Annotated in this window: 19 protein-coding genes and 1 pseudogene; 8 read left to right on the top strand and 12 right to left on the bottom strand. The window is 29.7% G+C overall.

The features are described from left to right. Nucleotides 1-28: 28 nt before the first annotated feature. The 6 genes and pseudogenes from WH52_RS07065 to trkA form a co-directional block, all read right to left on the bottom strand. Entirely contained in the window at nt 29-427 is a 399-nt protein-coding gene (locus WH52_RS07065; RefSeq protein ID WP_233131532.1) for a phage tail protein, read from the bottom strand. 15 nt (nt 428-442) lie between these two features. Then, a pseudogene (locus WH52_RS15030) lies at nt 443-586 on the bottom strand (phage tail protein); the annotation flags it as partial. A gap of 308 nt (nt 587-894) precedes the next feature. After that, entirely contained in the window at nt 895-1,062 is a 168-nt protein-coding gene (locus WH52_RS14965; protein ID WP_198938396.1) for a hypothetical protein, read from the bottom strand. Between the two features lie 16 nt (nt 1,063-1,078). Then, nucleotides 1,079-3,163 carry a T9SS type A sorting domain-containing protein gene (locus WH52_RS07060; protein WP_086030227.1) on the bottom strand — a complete coding sequence of 695 codons (2,085 nt, stop codon included), beginning with the start codon at nt 3,161-3,163 and terminating at the stop codon, nt 1,079-1,081. Between the two features lie 72 nt (nt 3,164-3,235). Then, nucleotides 3,236-4,735 (bottom strand): TrkH family potassium uptake protein, encoded by a 1,500-nt coding sequence (locus WH52_RS07055; RefSeq protein ID WP_086030226.1) that lies wholly within the window; start codon nt 4,733-4,735, stop codon nt 3,236-3,238. Further along, the gene (gene trkA, locus WH52_RS07050; protein ID WP_086030225.1) at nt 4,735-6,081 is read right to left on the bottom strand and encodes a Trk system potassium transporter TrkA; all 1,347 of its coding nucleotides are present in this window, start codon (nt 6,079-6,081) and stop codon (nt 4,735-4,737) included. The genes WH52_RS07055 and trkA overlap by 1 nt, the downstream gene beginning before the upstream one ends. 94 nt (nt 6,082-6,175) lie before the next feature. Between trkA and radC the strand changes: the two genes are divergently transcribed. Genes radC through WH52_RS07035 form a run of 3 tightly spaced genes read left to right on the top strand, consistent with a single transcriptional unit; the run spans nt 6,176 to nt 9,088 of the window. Beyond that, on the top strand, nt 6,176-6,862 hold the full coding sequence (radC, locus tag WH52_RS07045; protein ID WP_086030224.1) for a RadC family protein: 687 nt from the start codon (nt 6,176-6,178) through the stop codon (nt 6,860-6,862). Nucleotides 6,863-6,875: 13 nt separating this feature from the next. After that, nucleotides 6,876-8,180: a polysaccharide deacetylase family protein gene (locus WH52_RS07040; RefSeq protein WP_086030223.1), complete on the top strand. Its 1,305-nt coding sequence runs from the start codon at nt 6,876-6,878 to the stop codon at nt 8,178-8,180. After that, nucleotides 8,180-9,088 (top strand): hypothetical protein, encoded by a 909-nt coding sequence (locus WH52_RS07035; protein ID WP_086030222.1) that lies wholly within the window; start codon nt 8,180-8,182, stop codon nt 9,086-9,088. The genes WH52_RS07040 and WH52_RS07035 overlap by 1 nt, the downstream gene beginning before the upstream one ends. Here the strand turns inward: WH52_RS07035 and WH52_RS07030 are convergent. Together WH52_RS07030 and WH52_RS07025 are read right to left on the bottom strand one after the other, a co-directional pair. Next, nucleotides 9,068-10,327 carry an MATE family efflux transporter gene (locus WH52_RS07030; protein ID WP_086030221.1) on the bottom strand — a complete coding sequence of 420 codons (1,260 nt, stop codon included), beginning with the start codon at nt 10,325-10,327 and terminating at the stop codon, nt 9,068-9,070. The two genes, WH52_RS07035 and WH52_RS07030, sit on opposite strands and share 21 nt — an antisense overlap. Continuing rightward, nucleotides 10,324-11,436 (bottom strand): glycosyltransferase family 4 protein, encoded by a 1,113-nt coding sequence (locus tag WH52_RS07025; protein WP_086030220.1) that lies wholly within the window; start codon nt 11,434-11,436, stop codon nt 10,324-10,326. The genes WH52_RS07030 and WH52_RS07025 overlap by 4 nt, the downstream gene beginning before the upstream one ends. A gap of 59 nt (nt 11,437-11,495) precedes the next feature. Between WH52_RS07025 and WH52_RS07020 the strand changes: the two genes are divergently transcribed. The 4 genes from WH52_RS07020 to WH52_RS07005 are packed head-to-tail and all read left to right on the top strand — an operon-like array spanning nt 11,496 to nt 14,865. Then, the gene (locus WH52_RS07020) at nt 11,496-12,176 is read left to right on the top strand and encodes a YjjG family noncanonical pyrimidine nucleotidase (protein ID WP_086030219.1); all 681 of its coding nucleotides are present in this window, start codon (nt 11,496-11,498) and stop codon (nt 12,174-12,176) included. A gap of 40 nt (nt 12,177-12,216) precedes the next feature. Continuing rightward, nucleotides 12,217-12,756 carry a hypothetical protein gene (locus WH52_RS07015; protein WP_086030218.1) on the top strand — a complete coding sequence of 180 codons (540 nt, stop codon included), beginning with the start codon at nt 12,217-12,219 and terminating at the stop codon, nt 12,754-12,756. Continuing rightward, nucleotides 12,756-14,123: a DUF5723 family protein gene (locus WH52_RS07010; RefSeq protein ID WP_143592094.1), complete on the top strand. Its 1,368-nt coding sequence runs from the start codon at nt 12,756-12,758 to the stop codon at nt 14,121-14,123. Before WH52_RS07015 ends, WH52_RS07010 begins: the two co-directional genes overlap by 1 nt. Nucleotide 14,124: 1 nt before the next feature. Continuing rightward, nucleotides 14,125-14,865, top strand: coding sequence for a hypothetical protein (locus WH52_RS07005; protein ID WP_086030216.1), 741 nt, complete (start codon nt 14,125-14,127; stop codon nt 14,863-14,865). A 26-nt stretch (nt 14,866-14,891) separates the two neighbouring features. On the opposite strand, the gene WH52_RS07000 is transcribed toward WH52_RS07005, so the two are convergent. Continuing rightward, entirely contained in the window at nt 14,892-16,163 is a 1,272-nt protein-coding gene (locus WH52_RS07000; RefSeq protein WP_086030215.1) for a replication-associated recombination protein A, read from the bottom strand. A gap of 76 nt (nt 16,164-16,239) precedes the next feature. Between WH52_RS07000 and WH52_RS06995 the strand changes: the two genes are divergently transcribed. Then, nucleotides 16,240-16,959 carry a rhomboid family intramembrane serine protease gene (locus WH52_RS06995; protein ID WP_086030329.1) on the top strand — a complete coding sequence of 240 codons (720 nt, stop codon included), beginning with the start codon at nt 16,240-16,242 and terminating at the stop codon, nt 16,957-16,959. Here the strand turns inward: WH52_RS06995 and rlmB are convergent. The 3 genes from rlmB to WH52_RS06980 form a co-directional block, all read right to left on the bottom strand. Then, nucleotides 16,956-17,696, bottom strand: coding sequence for a 23S rRNA (guanosine(2251)-2'-O)-methyltransferase RlmB (rlmB, locus tag WH52_RS06990; protein WP_086030214.1), 741 nt, complete (start codon nt 17,694-17,696; stop codon nt 16,956-16,958). The two genes, WH52_RS06995 and rlmB, sit on opposite strands and share 4 nt — an antisense overlap. A gap of 76 nt (nt 17,697-17,772) precedes the next feature. Then, entirely contained in the window at nt 17,773-18,489 is a 717-nt protein-coding gene (locus tag WH52_RS06985) for a DUF4843 domain-containing protein (RefSeq protein WP_086030213.1), read from the bottom strand. 63 nt (nt 18,490-18,552) lie between these two features. Then, nucleotides 18,553-20,043 carry a RagB/SusD family nutrient uptake outer membrane protein gene (locus WH52_RS06980; protein WP_086030212.1) on the bottom strand — a complete coding sequence of 497 codons (1,491 nt, stop codon included), beginning with the start codon at nt 20,041-20,043 and terminating at the stop codon, nt 18,553-18,555. Nucleotides 20,044-20,047: the final 4 nt, after the last annotated feature.

The following is a 20,047-nucleotide window of genomic DNA, read 5'->3' as shown; positions in this document are numbered from 1 at the left end:
TCATGACATGTTGTTAAAAAATAATTAACTAGCTTCTAGAAGGAAAGAGTCCTTGTATACAAATTATGTAGCGAATTATTGTATAAGGTTGTCTGCTATCAAAGGCTTGATTATTTCCATTGTTTCCTACCGTAACATTACCTTGTATTGTCGCAGTACCGTTTTTTAATTGAGTATCATTAGTGGCAGTACTATATATTTGATTAGCACCTCCGATATTAGGGATAGCTAAAACATTATTAGTTGGTATGTCAGAGTTACCTTCACTACTTACAGCGGGTATTATTACGTTTCCTGAAGTTTGACTAAATGTAGCAGTATGATTATGTTGTGGCATTTGATTCAATGTAAGAACTCTTGATTCGGCACCTCCTGTTTGTCCTTGTCTATAATCGTAATTTGATCCAGGATGTCTACCAGCACTCATAGCCACTCTACCACGAAAATCCGGTAATCTAAAGGTAGTCCGACCATCACCGCCGTATATAGTTCCTAATATAGAGAATAAAGCAGAATTTTGAGAAATAGGTAAAATTTGCCCTTCACAAAAAGCCCATCCTCTGGGTGCGAAATTTCCAGCAAACATTTTAACTTCACCGAGAAAACCTTCTTGTTGAGCGTAGGTTTTTGTAATTGATATTGAACAAATAAATAATAATCCGATAATTTTTTTGAGAGATTTCATAATCATTTGGTTTGTAGTTAGTAATTTTTATATTCTATATAATTTCTAATACAAAAATATTGTTCGATTACTGAGATTTTCTTCAAAAAGGATTGAACGAAGTATTTTAAGTGATAAGTGTGCGCATTTTAGTAATGAGTGTTTTTTGTTTTGATAAATAAAAAAACTCAGATTAATCTGAGTTTTTATTAATTGAATATAGTTTTTTATTAAAAATCATCTCCAGGATTAGGAGGAGGGCTAGAAGCCTGTGCTTTTTGCGGATTTAAAATCATATAAGTTCCTAAAGCTGTTAAAGCTGCATATTTACTATAGTTACCAATTTTCTTTAAAGCGTCTTTTCTTGATATATTTTTATCGTTATTTTGTTCTTTCATAATTGTAAGGTATTAATTATTCTAAAATAATCTTCTTATTCACTTTTCCTATTTCTGAGGATATTTCAAAAATATAAACTCCAGTTGCTAAAGAAGGAATTGAAATTCTAGACACTCCGTTAGAAGAAAAGTTCTTTTCTATTACTTTTTTACCAAGAATAGAATATACATTTAAAGAAATTTTTTGAGCATTTAATCCTGCAATTGTAATAGTATTCGTCCCTGATTTATAAATACTAACATTTTGAATTGTATTATTATCGGTACTTAATTTTTGAGAAGTAGTATGTAAATAAAATTGACCAATACCATCTAAATTTTCACTTAATGTTATTTTAAAATTTGAGTCAGACAAATCTGTAAAAGTATTATTTGTTCTATCTTCTAAAATTACTTTAACTCCAGTAGGAAGATTTTGTGCAACAGCTGAAATTTCAATTTCTTTACCTGCTTCAGCTTTTATTCCAAGAGGAACAACTGTAGTTTCCATATCATCTATAGGTAATGATTGAACTTGATATTTTGTTCCTTGATCATTATTAACTAAATGAGAATATATAGCTAAAGAATGAGATACTCCGCCAAATAATTTACCTTCATATCCCCAATCAAAACTTTTAGTAACATTATTGTCATTCAAATAATATAATTTAGATAATCTTTCTTTAGTACCATCAGAAATTATAAGTTTAACTTCTGTTTTGTTAGATCTTTGAAAATTATCTGTTCCAGAACTTTGATTTGATTCTGCAAAATTAACTGTTGTTCCACTATTAACATCTACAAAAAAACCTTGACCTGGAGCAATTATAAAATTTTCACTTGCTGTTCTAGATGTATATCCGCTACCGTGTGACCAAGTCCAAATTTCTCCAGTAGTATTTGTGTTTGCATTTAAAAAAGTTTGACTACTCATATAGGAAGTGTATGGATTTCCTAATAAGTTAAATCCATTTCCAGCAGAAGAAACACTAACTCCATTTATATCTCCTGTGTTAATTGTTCCCGTAAAGGAAACAGTACCAGTAGACGCTCTTTTCATAGAATATCCAGTACCAGAATTAAAAGTACCAGAGTTACTATCATTATCTTCTAAATAAGTCCATGAATTGCTATTTGTATTATAAATTCCAAGTCCTCTTTTTGTACCGCTTGTTGCTAAGTTATTAGTAGTTGCATATGAGTTGTTAAATGTTTGGTTTGAAACGGGTGATGAAACTAAATGCCAACCATTTGTATTTCCAGAAACAAAAGTTAAAGTTCTGTTATAGGTTACGTTACCTGTAATAGTTGCATTAGCAACTAGAGAAGAACCAGCTTCCATGGTAATACTATCAACAGTAATTGGAGATAAAACTATAGGGTAATTTGTTAGTCCATTTGGTATTACAATTTTATCTGTTGTTAGAGGAACTGCATTTGTAGACCAATTAGTATTTGTGGACCAATTAGTATCTGTGTTACCAGTCCAAGCAATATATGACCCTAAGTTTACAGTATTAGCAAAACTAGTACAATCAGTACCTACTAAAGCATCTTCGCCAGGGTAAGTAAAATCGCTTTCAAGAAAAACTCCATTATTTGGGGTTGAACCATTTTTCCTTTTAGCGTAACTATCTTGATAATTCCACCCTGTATATGTGGAAGAGCTAGTAATTTCACTTGGATTACCAAAAATATCTAAAATATTACCGCTCCCATCTTCAATTCTAAAAGAGTCGTTACCATTTATCGTACCTAAAGCGATGCCAATTCTAGTTTTTCCAGGAAAAACAGCATCAAATGTTGGGAGGTCAGCAGTTAGTACCAAATAAACAAACTGATTAGAAATTGAACCTAAGCTTGAAATGTCTTTAGACACCCAATCTCCTGCACTAGAGTTGGGGCCATTAGTCTCTACATCTAAATCATATCCGCTAAAATCTATTGTACCGCTTACATAAATTTCCACAAACCTTGGGTCTGAACCATTAGAAGGGCTAGAACAATCTATTGAAGAATTTAATGTGCCATCTACTATTGTAGTTATTAACGCATCTTGCCCCAAAGTATTTAAATAGAAACTTAAAAAGCAAAATAACCAAAAATATTTTTGTTTCATAAATAAGGAATTTAGTATCCTTAAATGTATGAAAAATAATTTTATGTATTTTGTTACTAGTAGGTTAAGTGTTTAGTTTTTTCTCCAAAAGAAAGGTGTGAATAGAATTAAAACAGTAAATAACTCTAAACGACCAATAAGCATTAAGAAAGAACAAAACCATTTTGCTCCTACGGATAAATGTGAAAAGTTATCCACAGGACTAACTGTTCCTATAGCAGGACCTATATTACCTAAAGAAGAAGCACAAGCTCCTACAGCCGATAAAAAGTCTAAGCCTAAAAAGGCTAAGATAACAGAGCCAATGATAAAAATAAGCATGTATAGTATAAAGAAAGATAAAATATTGAAGACAATATTTTGTCCGATAGCTTTACCGTCGTAACGTACAGGAATTATAGCGTTAGGATGTAGTGATTTTTTAAACTCTAAAAAACTATTTTTTAACATCACAATATGTCTTACAATTTTTACCCCACCCGAAGTAGAACCTGCTGATCCTCCTAAGAAAAAGAGTGAAAAAAATAAAGTAGTAATAAAATAACTCCACATAGTAAAATCAGCAGTAACAAAACCAGTTGTAGTAACTACAGAAATTACTGAAAATAATGCATGACGAATAGCACTTTCAGTTTTTCCGTAAACAAAAGGATGGTCAATACTTGTTTTTAAAGTTGGGTCTTGAAAAAACAATATAAAAATAGCTACAATTAAAGAAATTGATAGAATACCAATAGAGTAATATTTAAACTCTTCACTTTGAATTACTTTTCTCACTTTTCCTTTTAAAGCAAAATAAGTAAGTACAAAGTTAGTACCTGCAATAAACATGAAAGCGATAATTATATATTGTACTAATGGCATATTATTCCAATACGCAACACTAGCATTTTTTGTTGAAAATCCTCCTGTGCTTACTGTAGCCATGGCATGATTAAGTGCATCAAACCAAGTCATTCCAGCAATTTTCAATAATAAAAATTCAACTAAAGTTAAAGCAATATATATTAAGTATAATCTTTTAGCAGTATCAGTAATTCGAGGATGTAACTTATCGGCAGAAGGACCAGGAGCTTCAGCCATAAATAACTGCATTCCCCCAATTCCTAATAAAGGAAGAATAGCAATAGTAAGAACAATAATTCCCATACCACCTATCCAATGCGTTGCAGATCGCCAAAATAAAATTCCTTTTGGCATAGATTCAATATCAGTTAAGATAGATGAACCTGTGGTAGAATATCCTGAAATTGTTTCAAAAAACGCATTAGTAATATTAGGTATACTTCCAGTAAAAAGATAAGGTAACATTCCTGTAATGGTAAGTATTAACCAACCAGCAGTTACAATTAAATATCCTTCTTTTTTTTGAATATTTTTGTTTGTAGGTTTATTGAAAAAGTAAAGAATTAATCCGAGAGTAACCGTTATTATTCCAGCATTTAAAATACCCCAACGAGCTTTTTCGTCATAATAAATACTAAATGGAACAGCTAACCACATGAACAATCCGTTAAGGGTTGCAGTTATACCTAAAAAACGATAAATAAGTTTGTAATTAAGATTTTGCATTAGTTAAATAAATCTTCTACAATTGAAATAGCTTCTGGTAAACAAAAAACAATAGCTTTATCACCACTTTGTAATTGAAAATCTCCGAAAGACATATGTGCTTTTTCATCTCTAATTACACCTCCAAATACAGCTTCTCTAGGGAAGCGTAATTCTTTAATTGGCTTTTCGGTAACTTTAGCATTTGGCTGAACTTCAAATTCAAATACTTCTGCATCGATATTATGAAGATTTGCTAAAGCTAAAATTTCTCCTTTTCTAATATGACGGAAGATATTACTAGCAGCTATAAGTTTTTTGTTAATAAGAGTATCAATACCAATAGTTTGAGAAATATTGATGTAATCCATATTTTCAACTAAAGCAACAGTTTTTTTAATTCCTTTAGATTTTGCTACTAAACAAGACATGATATTTGTTTCAGAATCTCCTGTAACTGCGACAAAAGCATCCATTTCTCTTATATTTTCCTCTTCAAGAAGTTCTATATCTCTACCATCACCATTAATTACCAAAGTGTGTCTTAAATCTTCAGCAATAGTTAGCGCTTTTTCTTTGTTGCGTTCAATTAGTTTTACATTAAAGTTGTCTTTGCAAAGGTTTCTGGCAGTTTTTTGTCCAATACTACTTCCGCCTAAAACCATTACATTTTTAATGTCTACTTGTTCTTTTCCAATAATAGGATACAATTTTTCAATACTATAATTTGGAACAGAAAAATAAACCTGATCTTTAAGTTTATATACGGTATCTCCTCTTGGAATTATAGTTTGAGAAACACCTTCTCGTTTAATAGCTATGGTAATAAAATCTACCGTTGAAAATTTTTCTTTAGCTTCTTTTACGGTTAAATCTAATATCGGTGATTTATAACCTAAAGAAGTTCCCATAACGTTAAAAAGTCCGTTTTCAAAAGCTACTGTATCATTAAAAGAAGATTGATTTAATAACAATTTAATTTCTTCGGCAGCTAATTCTTCTGGAGAAATCATAAAGTCAACACCGTAGTTTTTAAAATCGATATCATCGTTTTTAAGAAACTCAGGGTTGCTAATTCGTGCAATAGTTTTTTTAACACCTAAAGCTTTTCCAACTACAGAGATTGTAAAGTTTGTGTTTTGATTTTCGGTAACAGCTAATAATAAATCAGCATTATCAATACCTATTTCTTTTAATAATTTTATTGAAGTAGCATCTCCTTTTTTGGTAATTACATCTAAATGATTGTTAATGTAATTTAATTTGTTGCCATCAAAGTCAATAATATACGTGTCTTGCGATTCGTATGAAAGGAGTTTTGCTAAGTGAAATCCAACATCTCCAGCTCCGGCGATGATTATTTTCATAATACTTTAAAAATGGGAATAGAACGCAAAGATACTGTGCTTGTTTGTGTTGTGCAAAAAATGAATTATATTTATAAGTAAATACTTTTGGTTAATGAACAAGCTATCTATAAAATCATGGGCTTTAGATGATAGACCTAGAGAGAAATTAATTTTAAAAGGAAAGAATGTACTTTCTGATGCAGAATTGATTGCTATTTTAATAGGCTCTGGTAATAGAGAAGAAAGCGCAGTAGCATTGGCGAAAAGAATATTACAATCTGTTGATAATAATTTGAATAAGCTCTCAAAATTATCGATTGAAGAGTTAATGAAATTTAAAGGAATAGGAGAGGCAAAAGCTATTAGTATTGTTACCGCTTTAGAGTTTGGTAAAAGAAGGCAGTTTGAAGAAAGAGAAATATTACCAAAAATTTCTGGTTCTAAAGATGCTTTTAAAATTATTCAACCAGTTTTAGGAGATTTATCTCATGAAGAATTTTGGGTGCTTCATTTAAATAACGCTAATAAAGTTATAACTAAGCAACAATTAAGTAAGGGAGGAATGACTGGTGCTTTGGTAGATGTTAGGTTGTTGTTTAAAAGAGCGTTAGAATTGTCTTCTGTAGGAATTTTAATTTGTCATAACCATCCTTCGGGAAAATTAAACCCGAGTTCTTCTGATATTGAATTAACAAAGAAAATTAAAGAAGCTTCATTAACTTTAGATATTAAATTACTAGATCATTTAATAGTAACCGAAAAAGCGTACTTTAGCTTTGCAGATGAAGGTATTTTGTAGTTAACTTTTTTAAATGATTTTAATTTATACCCATAAAGTAACACCTAGAGTTCGTTATATATTCAAACATGTTTTTACTCGAATTTTATTAATTGACATAGATTTTACTTCGAAAGTAGAAGAGTTTGTTGCATATAACGGACCCAAAATGTCATATACAAAATTACCTTTAGGAAAAGAGTTTTTTATTAGAAGCCACGATTTGTTATTTCAGCAAGGAGTGAATGATGTTGAAATTAAGATTGAAAAATGGAAAGGAGTATCTTGTTTTTTTTCAGCAGGAGAAAAATCGGTTATTCCTTACGATATATTTGGAGCTAGTTTTTATTTGATTACAAGATACGAAGAATATTTACCGCATATAAAAGATGTCCACGAACGTTTTATGGCTACCGAAAGTTTAGCATTTAAGCATAAGTTTTTAGAAAAACCGGTTGTAGATATTTGGGCTTACAGATTGTTAGAGGAACTTAAAAAAAAATATCCAGATTATGAATATAAAAAACGTTTTTATAACTATATTTCTACTATTGATGTAGATAATGCCTATTGCTACAAACACAAAGGAATTGTTAGAACGATTGCAGGATTTTTAAAAGACACTTCGCAATTTAAAATATTTAATATGTGGGATCGTTTTGCGGTACGATTCAACATTAAAAAAGATCCATTTAACACATTTGATAAAATACTTCGATTTAAAAAAGAATTAGATGTACGCACTATTTTTTTCTTTTTAATAGGAGATTATACTACGTTCGACACGAATGTTTCGGCATCTAAAACAAAGTTTAGATTGTTGATTAAAGAAATGGTAGATTATGCTCGAGTAGGATTACATCCTTCTTATTACAGTATGAAAGATGCTACCATCATAAAAAAAGAAAAAGAACGTTTAGAAGGAATTACGAATATGCCAATGAAACGATCTCGACAGCATTATCTTCGATTTTCTTTACCAGAAACTTATCAAAAATTAATCGATTTAGAGATAGAAGAAGATTATTCTATGGGATACGCAAGTCATGTAGGCTTTAGAGCAAGTACTTGTACTCCGTTTTATTTTTACGATTTAGATTTTGAAATTCAAACTCCACTCAAGATTTTTCCATTCGCATTAATGGATACTACTTTGAATGATTATATGAAATTGACTCCAAAGCAATCGTTAGGAAAAATAAGAGATTTAAAAAATGAAGTACGTAGAGTTAATGGAACTTTTATAACGCTTTTTCATAACGAAAGCTTAAGTAATTATTTACGCTGGAAAGGTTGGGGTAGAGTATATGGTTCGATGTTAAAAATAGTAAGAAGCTAATGATTTTTTTAGTTGAGAGAAAAGATCTTGATATTGTTAAATATGATAATTGTATAGAGAATTCATTACAAGGAAACATTTTTGTTTTTTCTTGGTATTTAGATATTGCCTGTGATAATTGGAGTGTGTTGGTTTTAGAAGATTATATTGCTGTTATGCCACTTCCTTGGCGAAAAAAGTTAGGAATAAAATATGTGTATCCACCACTATGGGTATTACAATTAGGTGTTTTTTCTACAGAAGTAGTTGATGAAAATGAATTTTTAATAGAGGTGTTTCATGAATTTAAGTATGTTGAACAACGTACAAATTCAAAAAACTCATTTAGTATGTTTGAGAAGTTTCAACTAGAGAAAACTATGCAAGTTTTGTCTTTAGAAACGAATTACGATACTATTTTTAGGAATTATAATAGAAATAGAAAAAGAGAACTTAAAAAAGCTCAAGAATTTGATTTAGTTGAAAAATGGAATGACGCTCCTGAGAACCTAATCGAATTATTTAAACAAAATGTAGGGAAGCGTTTAGGTAAGGGAATTAGAGAAAGAGATTACAATAATTTATTTCAACTAATAAAAATATGCAAATGTGAAAAGAAAGGAGAAGTTTTATCTATTTACGATAAAAATAACCAATTAGTATCTTCAGCATTTTTCGTAAAATTAAAAAATAGAGTAACAGAAGTAGTTTGTTCTTCAGATTTCTCAAACCGATCTAATGGGGCTAACACTTTTATGAACGATAGAGCTATTTTTAAATATCAACCTCATTTTAAAATATTTGATTTTGGAGGATCATCTATGAAAAATATAGCTAAATATTATAGAAGTTTTGGTGCTACAGACGAAAAGTATATTCACCTTCATTATAATAATCTTCCTAAAATATTACGATTGTTTAAACGATGAATAATAGTGTTTGAAAATAACATAAGAAGCAATTCCTGTAAACCACATTAAACTAGCTGAAGTTATAGCAGCTCCTTTAATTCCTAGTTTTGGAATTAAGATATAATTACTAATAATATTAATTACTAGTGCGGTTAAACTTATATAATAGTTCATGTTTACTTTACCAATTGAAGATAATAAGTTTCCAAATAATCCTCTGAGAATTAGAATTCCGCAAACACCAATATTTAATATTAAAAAGGAATCTTTGTAGTAAAGAAACTCTGAACCAAAAAACTGTAAGATAAAATTATCAAAAAGATAGAATAGAATTAGATAAATTATACTAATCAAGCTAAAAAGAGAAATGTAATTTTTTATATAATTTTTTATATAAGTAGAGTCTTTTATTCTTTCTGTAAAGCTTACAAAATCGGTGTTTATAAGTACTCTGGGTAAAAATAAAATGCTAAAAGGAATTATTGATAAATATCTATAAATAGTTACGTTTTCTGAATTTTGAGTTAGGTGACCAATTAATAAAATATCAATAGCAAAAAGGAGCATTGTTACTACATTAGATAAGCCTCCAAAAAAGCCAAACTTCCAAAACGCTCTATTTATTATTGTTAATTTTTTACTGTAACTAAAATCTAAATCTAACTTTTTTATAAAAAAGATTGAGGTTATTAATGGAGTAAAAAGTAACGCGGCTATATAACCTTTTTCGGTAAAGTTATAGCTTAAAATAAATACACTAAAAAGTAATATAATATTATAAGTAACTTCAATAAAAGCAAAACTTTTATTATCGTGAAATAGTCTGCTTTTTATTTTAATAATTTCAAGTAAATAATAAGGAATAAATACAAGCGAAAATAAGCTTAAATAAGTGCTGGTTTTTTCAAATTCGAAGTGATATAATTGCGCAAAGACGATTACAGCTAAAGAAAGTAGAAGGGAAGCCATAAATCCTTTTTTTATAACGTAAGTTAATAGGTGTTTTTTATCGTCTTTATCTTTTAGTAAAGCTCCGTATCTAATATAACTTTGATGTAAGCCAAAACCAATAAAAGGCATTAGAAAACTGATAATATTCCAAGAAAATAAAACTACTCCTAAATTTTTATTAGGTATTAATTTTAAGGCAATAAAAGACGCAATAAAAGAAAATACACGAGCTAGAACAGTTGCAATGAAAATTTCTCCTCCTGATCGGTTTAAAAAACTTTGTATGTAGTTTGTTAATCCTTTCAATTTAATGAATTTTTATAAAGATTGATGAATTGTTCTGCGATTGTTTTAGGGCTAAAGTTTTTAGCTATAAAATCATGTGTTTCATTTTTATTAATGTTACGGTTATTTTTAAAAGAGCTAATTGTGTTTACTAATCCTTTAACATCATTAGTTTTTATAATTTCAAAAGAATTGTTTTTATCAATTTCGTTTAAAATTCCTGTGTCTGTAGATATTACAGGTGTGCCGCAAGCTAGAGCTTCTATCATTACAATTCCCCAAGTTTCGTAGTTACTAAAGGAGATATATAAATCAGAGCTTTGTAAATATTCTACTACTTTATAATGTGGAATATGTTCTATAAACTCAATGTTGTTAGTACAATTAAGTTTATTAGCATAGCTCATATACTTTGAAGAATTTTCACCAACTAATACTAATTTTGATTTAAATTCAAGTTTTGAAAAAGCGGAAATGATACCACTAACATTTTTATGTTTATCATTCATATTAGATATATGTATGATTGTAAAAGTATCATTTTCTTTTCTCGTCAATGGTTTGAAAACAGAAGTATCAACAACATTTCCTACAATATTATAGTTTCCTTTAAATCTTAGTTGTTCCATTGATTTTTTTAATTCATTAGAAACAGGACATACATATGAAGCTTTTTTAATTATTTTTTTTGATACAAAACGTTCAAAAAAAGAAATATTACTAGAATGTGATTTATAATATCCAGTCCAATGTTCAGAAATTATATAAGGCTGTTTCAATAGAAAAGTAAACAAACCAAACGGGTATAACTTGTTAAGGTGTATAATGTCAAACTTACCAATTTTTGCAAGTAACTTTTTAAAAGCTATATAAAATCGATAACCTTTGATTACAGGGTTTGAACTTGGTTTTATATAAGCAATATGTGTGTTGACATGATTAATAACTTCAGTAGTATACTCAATATTTTTTGTGTTATTGATATCTGAAATTATGTGAAGAATAGAAACATTGTGTTGTAACGAAACAGTTTCGGCATGTCGTTGAATAAAATCTCCATTGTTTGGAAGTACTCTTGAAGGATACCAACCGCACAAAAAAAGAATATGAAGTTTTTTATTAGGAGACATAACGAAAATATTAACGCTAAAATACTTTTTTAAGAGTTAATAACCATTATTTTTGAAGCATGATGCAAGTAAAAAATATTTTTTTTGATTTAGATCATACTTTGTGGGATTTTGATAGAAACTCTAGACTTACATTTCAGCAAATCTTTGAAGAGCAAAAATTACCAATAGCGCTCCATGATTTTTTAGAAGTTTATATTCCTATAAACTTATCTTATTGGAGATTGTATAGAGAAGATAAAATAGATAAAAAAACATTACGTTATAAAAGATTAAAAGATGTTTTTGATAAGTTGAATTTTAATGCTTCTGACAAATTAATTAATACAATTTCTGAAGATTATATAAAGTATTTGCCAAATCATAATTATTTGTTTGAAGATACAATTGAAGTGTTAGATTATTTAAAGGAAAAATATCAGTTACACATAATTACAAACGGATTTGAGGAAGTACAGAGCCTAAAACTTCAAAAGTCTGGAATAGCAAAATATTTTAAAGAAATCGTTACATCTGAAAGTGTAGGAGTAAAGAAACCAAATCCGAAAATTTTTGAATACGCCTTGTCAATTACTCAAGCCGTACCAGAAGAAAGTATAATGATTGGAGATAGTTATGAAGCAGATATAATGGGAGCGATAGAAACGGGAATGTTAGCTATATATTTTAATCAAAATTCAGAAAAAGAATCGGGTGTTGTGAGCGTTAATTCATTATTAGATTTAAAGCAATATCTATAAAACCAAAACGTTAAGTATTTAATAACTTTTTAAAACCTCCATGAAAAAAGTAAACAAGTATATTTTTCTAATAATTACAATTCTTTCTTTAACATCTTGTGTTAAAGATTTAGACTTCAATCAAGCTGAAAACTTTACTCTAGAACCTAAAGCAATAGCCTCTTTAGTGTATTTTAAAATACCAAGTAGAGGTTTTATTGATACGAACGATAATGAAGTTACAGAAATTTCAGATGAAACAATTATTGATAATATAATTACAAAAGAATTGGTAGAAGCTGAGTTAGATTTTGAAATTACTAACCCTTTTGATAGAAATTTTACGATTGATTTTCAGTTTTTAGATGAAAATAATAATTTAATGCACACAATTCCTACAATAAATGTACCTGCTAATTCGCCTAACTTAACCGAAAAAAGAACTATAGTTGTAGCGGATTCACCTCAGTTTTTGAATTCAAAAAAAATTAAGGTTACTATACGAATGTCAACAGCTACTGGAACTCCAATTAATCCAAACGAAATAAAAGATTTTATTTTTAAATCTGCAGGAACATTTACTTTCAAAATTACCTCTTAATGAAAAAGTTATTGTGTTTTGTGTCATTAATAATGACAGTATGTTTTGTGCAAGCGCAAAATAGACAAGTGTTGTATGGGTTTGATGAAATACCTCAAACAATGTTGTTGAATCCTGGTGTGCAGCCGAGTTATAAATATCATGTTGGAATTCCATTGCTATCTGGTTTGTCAGTAGATGCTGGTATTTCAGAAGTTACAGTATCAGATTTGTTTAAGAATGATAATATAGATTTTACAACCAAGGTTAGAAATGCTATTTCTAGAATTTCGGTAGATGATTACATAAGTATGAATCAACAGATAGAAATTTTAAGCGGAAGTTATAGACTTAATGATAGAGATTTTTTAAGTGCTGGTTTTTATACGGAATTAGATGTCTTTGCAAACTTTCCTAAAGATGTTATTGAACTTATAAATGACGGAAATGCATCTAATTTAAATCGTACTTTTTTATTATCTCAGGTAAATGTTAAAGCAGAAGCTCTTGGGGTGCTTCATGCAGGAATTTCTAGAAAGATAAACGAGAACTTTACAGTAGGAGGTAGATTTAAGATTTATTCAGGAATAGCAAATATTTTATCTGCAAATAATACAGGTAGCTTTACTACTCGTTTGGGACAAAATAATATATACACACATTATTTAAATAATATTAATGTAGCAGGATATAGTTCTGGAATTTATTTTGAAGATGATGTGTCTGCATCAACATTTATTGGAAAAGCATTCTTTGGAGGTAATTTAGGACTGGGGTTTGATGTTGGGTTTACATATAAAATTGATAGACAAACAGAAATTACTGCGAGTTTATTAGATATAGGGTTTGTAAGTTATTCTGAAGATTTAAGAAATGGTACTATAGTTGGAGATTACACTTTTTCTGGTATTGAGTTTCAATACGATGGAAATAACGTTAATTATTGGGAACAATTAAATAGTGATTTTGAAGCACAAGTTCCACGTTCAGAAAATAAGGAATCTTATACTGTAATGAGACCTATTAAATTTAATGGTTCATATAAATATAGTTGGGGTAGAAGCAGGAATATGGAAAATTGTAGTGATATTTCTTATAAAGATTATTTTAATAATGCTGTAGGAGCACAGATATTCACTGTAATGAGACCTACGGGGCCAAAATTTGCCTTAACTGGATTTTATGAAGGTAGATTATCTAAAAGTTTTAATACAAAAGTTACTTATACAGTTGATGACTTCTCTGCTACAAATATAGGTTTAGGATTGTCTGCCAGAGTGGGTAAGTTTCATTTATACGGAACAGTTGATAATATTTTTAATTTAACCGATATTGCATCTGCAAATCGAGCTTCATTTCAATTCGGAATGAACTTAATTTTTAACTAATATGAAAAGACTATTATTTATTATTTTATTAACATTAACTACATCTGTGTTTTCTCAGAAATCAATTAATAATTATAAGTATGTAATTGTTCCAACTAAGTTTGATTTTTTAAAGTCAACAGATCAGTATAAAACGAGTTCGTTAACAAAATTTTTATTTAATAAGCATGGATTTAAAGCTTTTTTAGCAAATGAAAAATTACCTAAAGACTTAGCTGAAAATAGATGTTTAGCAATTATAGCAGATGTTAAAAGTAATTCTGGGATGTTTACGACAAAGAATTTTATAGAATTAAAAGACTGTAGTAATAATATATTATTTACTTCAATTGAAGGAAAAAGTAAAATCAAAGAATATAAAAGAGCATACCATGAAGCTATAAAAAGAGCTTTTAAATCAGTTCAAAAATTAAACTACAAGTATTTACCAGAAATTAAAGAAAATGTTGATGTTATGACAAACGCACCAGCAATAGTAAAAACTCCAGAAGTTGTTGTTGGAAGTAAACCAGTTGAGGTTAAAAAGACTGAGAATGTTTTATATGCACAACCAATTACCAATGGATTTCAGTTGGTGAATACCAAACCAGAAGTTGTTTTTCAGGTACTTAAAACTAATTTAAAAGATGTATTTGTAATTAAAGATAAAAACGGAGTTATATATAAAAGTGGTTCTAGTTGGATTGCAGAATATAATTTAGAAGGAGCAAAAAAAACAGAAACTTATCAAATTAAGTTTTAAGAAAAAGAGAGCTTAAGCTCTCTTTTTTAATAATTATACTTTTCTCTCCAACGTTGTTTTAAAATTTCTCTAAAGTTATTCTCTCTGGAATTATTTCCAGGTTCATATAACTTTGTTCCAGATACTTCTTCTGGCAAAAATTCTTGCTCTACAAAATTACCAGGATAATTATGCGAGTATTTATAATCTTTTCCGTAGTCTAAATCTTTCATTAATTTAGTTGGTGCATTTCTTATTGCTAACGGGACAGATAAATCACCTGTTTGTTTTACTAATTGTTGTGCATTATTAATAGCCATATAAGAAGCATTGCTTTTAGCAGAATTAGCCAAATAAATTGCACATTGACTTAATATAATTCGCGATTCAGGGTAACCAATAGTACTTACTGCTTGAAAAGTATTGTTGGCTAAGATTAAAGCTGTTGGATTTGCATTACCAATATCTTCAGAAGCTAAGATCAATAATCTTCTTGCTATGAATTTTACATCCTCACCACCTTCAATCATACGAGCTAACCAATATACAGCTGCATTAGGATCACTTCCTCTTATAGATTTTATAAATGCTGAAATAATATCGTAATGTTGCTCACCAGTTTTATCATACCTAACCGTATTCTTTTGAACTTTTTCTAAAACAAGTTTATTGGTAATTTCAACTTTATCTTCCGAAGCGACTAATAAATCAAAAACATTTAAAAGTTTACGAGCATCACCACCAGAAACTCTGAATAAGGCATCAGTTTCTTTTATCGTTATTTTCTTTTTTGAAAGAATCTCGTCTTTTTCCATGGCTCTATTTAGTAATGCTAGCATATCTTCCTTCTCAAAAGAATTTAGAATATAAACTTGGCAGCGAGACAAAAGAGCTGGAATAACTTCAAAACTTGGATTTTCTGTAGTTGCACCTATTAAAGTAACCCAACCTCGCTCTACAGCCCCTAAAAGAGAGTCTTGTTGTGATTTACTAAATCGATGAATCTCATCAATAAACAAAATAGGATTCTTTTGGGTAAACAAACCACTGTTTTGTTTTGCTTTCTCTATAACTTCTCGTACATCTTTTACTCCAGAACTAATGGCACTTAAGGTATAAAAAGGTCTTTTAGATTCGCTTGCAATGATATTTGCTAAAGTGGTTTTTCCAATACCAGGAGGTCCCCAAAGGATCAAAGAAGGAATAATACCTTGTTTAATATGATTGGTTAAAATTCCGTTTTTACCAACTAAATGCTGCTGACTAATATAGTCATCTAAAGATTTTGGGCGTATGCGTTCTGCCAAAGGTTGATTCATACTGTAAAAATAGAAAAGATTTATGACAGAGCGTCCGAAATTTAATTTTGGAAATGTTTTTGTTATTTTTAGTTTGATGAAAACAGAAGGAAAATTAAAATATTCGAATTCAATATTTTTAATACCATTTTTATTGGTATTTAGTATTTGGCTTATTTATTACTTAGAAATTCGTTTTGGTTGGAATTTTAATAAGTTTGGTGTTTTTCCTAGAAAATTAAACGGTTTTAAAGGTGTTTTCTTTACGCATTTCATCCATAGTAGTACAAAACATCTTTTTAATAATTCTGTTCCTTTATTTGTTCTTACAACAAGTCTTTTTTATTTTTATAGAGAAGTCGCTGGTAAAGTTTTAATCTATGGGGCTTTAATAACAGGTTTTTTTACTTGGGTAATAGGTAGAGAATCTTATCATATTGGAGCGAGTGGAGTAGTATATTTATTATTCAGTTTTGTTTTTTTTAGTGGAATCATAAAAAAGCACTTTAGATTAACTGCTTTATCACTAATCATTATTTTTTTATATGGAAGTATGATTTGGTATATATTTCCTGTTAAAGAAGGAATGTCTTGGGAAGGACATTTATCTGGTTTTCTTGTTGGATTATTTTTTGCCTTTTTATACAGAAAGACAGGAATTGTAAAAGAAGAATTTGTTTTTACGAAAACAGAATTTGATGACATGTTCGATGAAAACGGAAATTATGTGCCACCTCAGGAGAGCGAAGAAGAAGAGGTGACAAATACAACGCAAGACATCACATTTCTGTATGAAATAAAAAAGAATGAGGATTAACTCATTCTTTGTCTAACAGTTTCGTATAAAAATGCTCCACAGGCTACGGAAACATTTAAAGATTCAATTTCTCCAAGTAAAGGTAGTTTAGCTTTATAATCTACCATCTTTAATACTGAATTGCTTACTCCTTTATGTTCAGATCCCATAACAATTGCTATAGGTTGATTCATGTTTACGTCGTAAATAGAATCGTCGGTTTTTTCAGTTGCTGCTACCAATTTAATACCAGATGCTTTTAATTGAAAAATTGCATCTTTTATATGATCTACTTTACAGATTGGCACTTTAAAAGCAGCACCAGCTGATGTCTTAATAGTCTCAGCATTTACTGGAGCAGAACCACTCTTTTGAATAATTATTCCGTTTACTCCAGTACATTCTGCTGTTCTAATTATTGCTCCGAAATTTCGAACATCAGATAATTGATCCAATAATAAAAATAATGGAGTCACTTCAGATTCAATAGTTTTTTCAACTAAAGTTTCCAAATCATAAAATTCTACGGGAGAAATTTTAGCAACTGCTCCCTGATGGTTGTTATGTTTAGAAAGTCTATCTAATTTCTCATTAGGAACAACACTAGTTGATAATTTATTCTTTTTAATCAATTTTTCTAATTGAAAATATAAATCACCTCGTAATCCTTTTTGAAGATATACTTTATTAATTGAAGATCCACTTTCTATAGCTTCAATTATAGCTCTAATACCAAATATTGTTGTTGATTGTTCCATGCTGCAAATGTAGGAGAATTTATTGTATAAAAAAACCACCTCAATTGAGGTGGTTTTTTTATACAATAATGATAAATTATTTTTGAACAGTAAACGTTGTAGATTCACCAGCACCATAAGTACCATCACTATTAACTATATAACCTCCGTTATAAGATAAAGAGTAAGCACCAGCACCATCACTATATACATCTAAAATTTCAAAAGTGTATGTACCATCTGTTAAACAGAACTTCTTTTCTGTTTCGCCTGTCATACCATCATAAGCACCAGCCTTACTTTCTTCAACAATAGTACCGCTAGAGTCTTTTAAAGTCCATGACACTTCTTCAGGATAAGAATCAAAAGCAATTTTTAAAACAACTTCATTCTCAGGACAAATTCGAGATATGTTTAATGTTATTTTACCTCCGGTTAAAAGATCATCAGTGTTTTCAATATATAAAACTAATTTTTTCCCGTCTCCAATGCTAATATCTTTTATGTTAACATTTAATTCACCTAAATTTTTCCCAGCAGGAACAGTTAAAGTTTCAGGAACAGTATATGCAGTTGCATCAGCTGTTGTAGCATCAGTATCAACCTTTATATTAAAAGTTCTATCTGAGTCAGAAACATTTGCAGTGTAAACTTTTACAGTTCGAGTATTTTCAGCACCTATATCAACACCAAAACTGTAATCTGATGCTTGGAAACTTATATAATTAATGTTTGTGGGAGTTGGAGTTTCTTCACTACAGCTTACTATGAATAAGCTAAGGAATAATAAAATAAAAAAGTGATTTTTTTTCATAATAATAAGGAAGTTTAAAATAAAGAACTCTCCAACATATAATAGTCGGAGAGCTCTTAGAGATTATTTATTTTGATCTGAGATAAATGGATTATTTTGGATTTCCCCTTGAGGAATTTCAAAAGATAATCTATTATCTGTAGAAGGTATAACTTCACCAACTAAAGAAAGATGGTTAGAACCTCTTACAGAGCTCTTCATATTTCTTTTAAAGCTAAAGTAAACTTTACCTTCTCCCCATAATTCTATTCTTGTTTGTAAATAAATTTCATCTTGTAAAGCCTGACCACTTAAAGCATCTATATAGTTAGTGTTAGGTAATCTCTCTCCTAAAAGAGCTTTTAGTGAAGTACGAGCATCACCATCCATTCCTAATTTAGCATTAGCTTCAGCATTTAAAAGATACATCTCTGCTACTCTCATATAAATATAGTCTGTAGTCACATTTCTTTGTCCACCTATTGTTCTTGCTGGAGCATAAAACTTTCTAAATGGCATTAAGTGATAGGTATGACCAGGGTTATTAAAAAATTGACCTTTTCTTACATCATCATTAGGTATTGCATTATAAAGAGTCTGATCAATAGCTTTTCTATCTCCAGCCCATGCATAACTATATGTAAATAAATCCATTTGTCCCCACCATGAAACAAGATCAAGTCCTAAGTCAGCAGTAATATCTTGACCCCACATCCATCCAGCTGTGTTTACGTCATTAAATCCTCCTAAAGCTTCAGTTCTATTTACTAAAGTAAATCCTCCGTTGTTAATTATATCAGAAGTTAAATCTTTTACTTTTTGGTTATCTCCCATTGCTGCATAAGTGTAAGCTAAAATACCTTTAGCGACCCATTGATTAACTTGATTTTTACCAGATCTGTTAAAACCTTGTAATAAATCAATAGCTTCAGTTAAATCTTTAACTACTTGAGCATAAACTTCAGCTTGAGTACTCTTAGGTTGACTACCTTGAGCTGGATCAGTATGTAAAGGTAAAGCTGGATCAGCAGGTACATATGAGCTAGTATAACTTTGTAAAAGATTAAAATATAACCAAGCTCTTACTGCTTTTGCTTGCCCCATTAAATGTCTAGTAGTTTGACTTGTAGGAGTAAAATCATTACCTCCAGATTGAGCAATAGCTTTATTAGCAGCTCTAATTAATCTATAGTAATACCTCCAAGCTAAAACATTTTCTTCTTGAGTAAAATCAACTGTAGATTGTAATTCAGTAAATCTTCTATACCAACCATAAGTGTTTACAGATAAAGCCATATCACCAGTTAACATATCGGTAAAAATGTCATAAGCTTTTTGACCAAAATCATAGTGTCTTAAACGAGCCCCAGGTAAGTTACCAGTACCAGTTTGAAATAATAATGTATATAGTCCCTGAACACTACCGTTAACAATAGCCGGGTTAAATTGTGCAGCTTCACCTAACTGATCATCAGATAAAAGTTGAGTCGGTTTTACATCTAAAAAGTCGTCACTACAACCTACAAATAACATTGTAGCAACAAGACTTAAAGAATAAATTATTTTTTTTGTCATAATT

It is taken from the genome of Tenacibaculum holothuriorum (assembly GCF_002120225.1).
GTDB lineage: Bacteria > Bacteroidota > Bacteroidia > Flavobacteriales > Flavobacteriaceae > Polaribacter > Polaribacter holothuriorum.
Note: the sequence above shows the minus strand (reverse complement) of the source record. Positions and strands in the feature narration are given on the sequence as shown.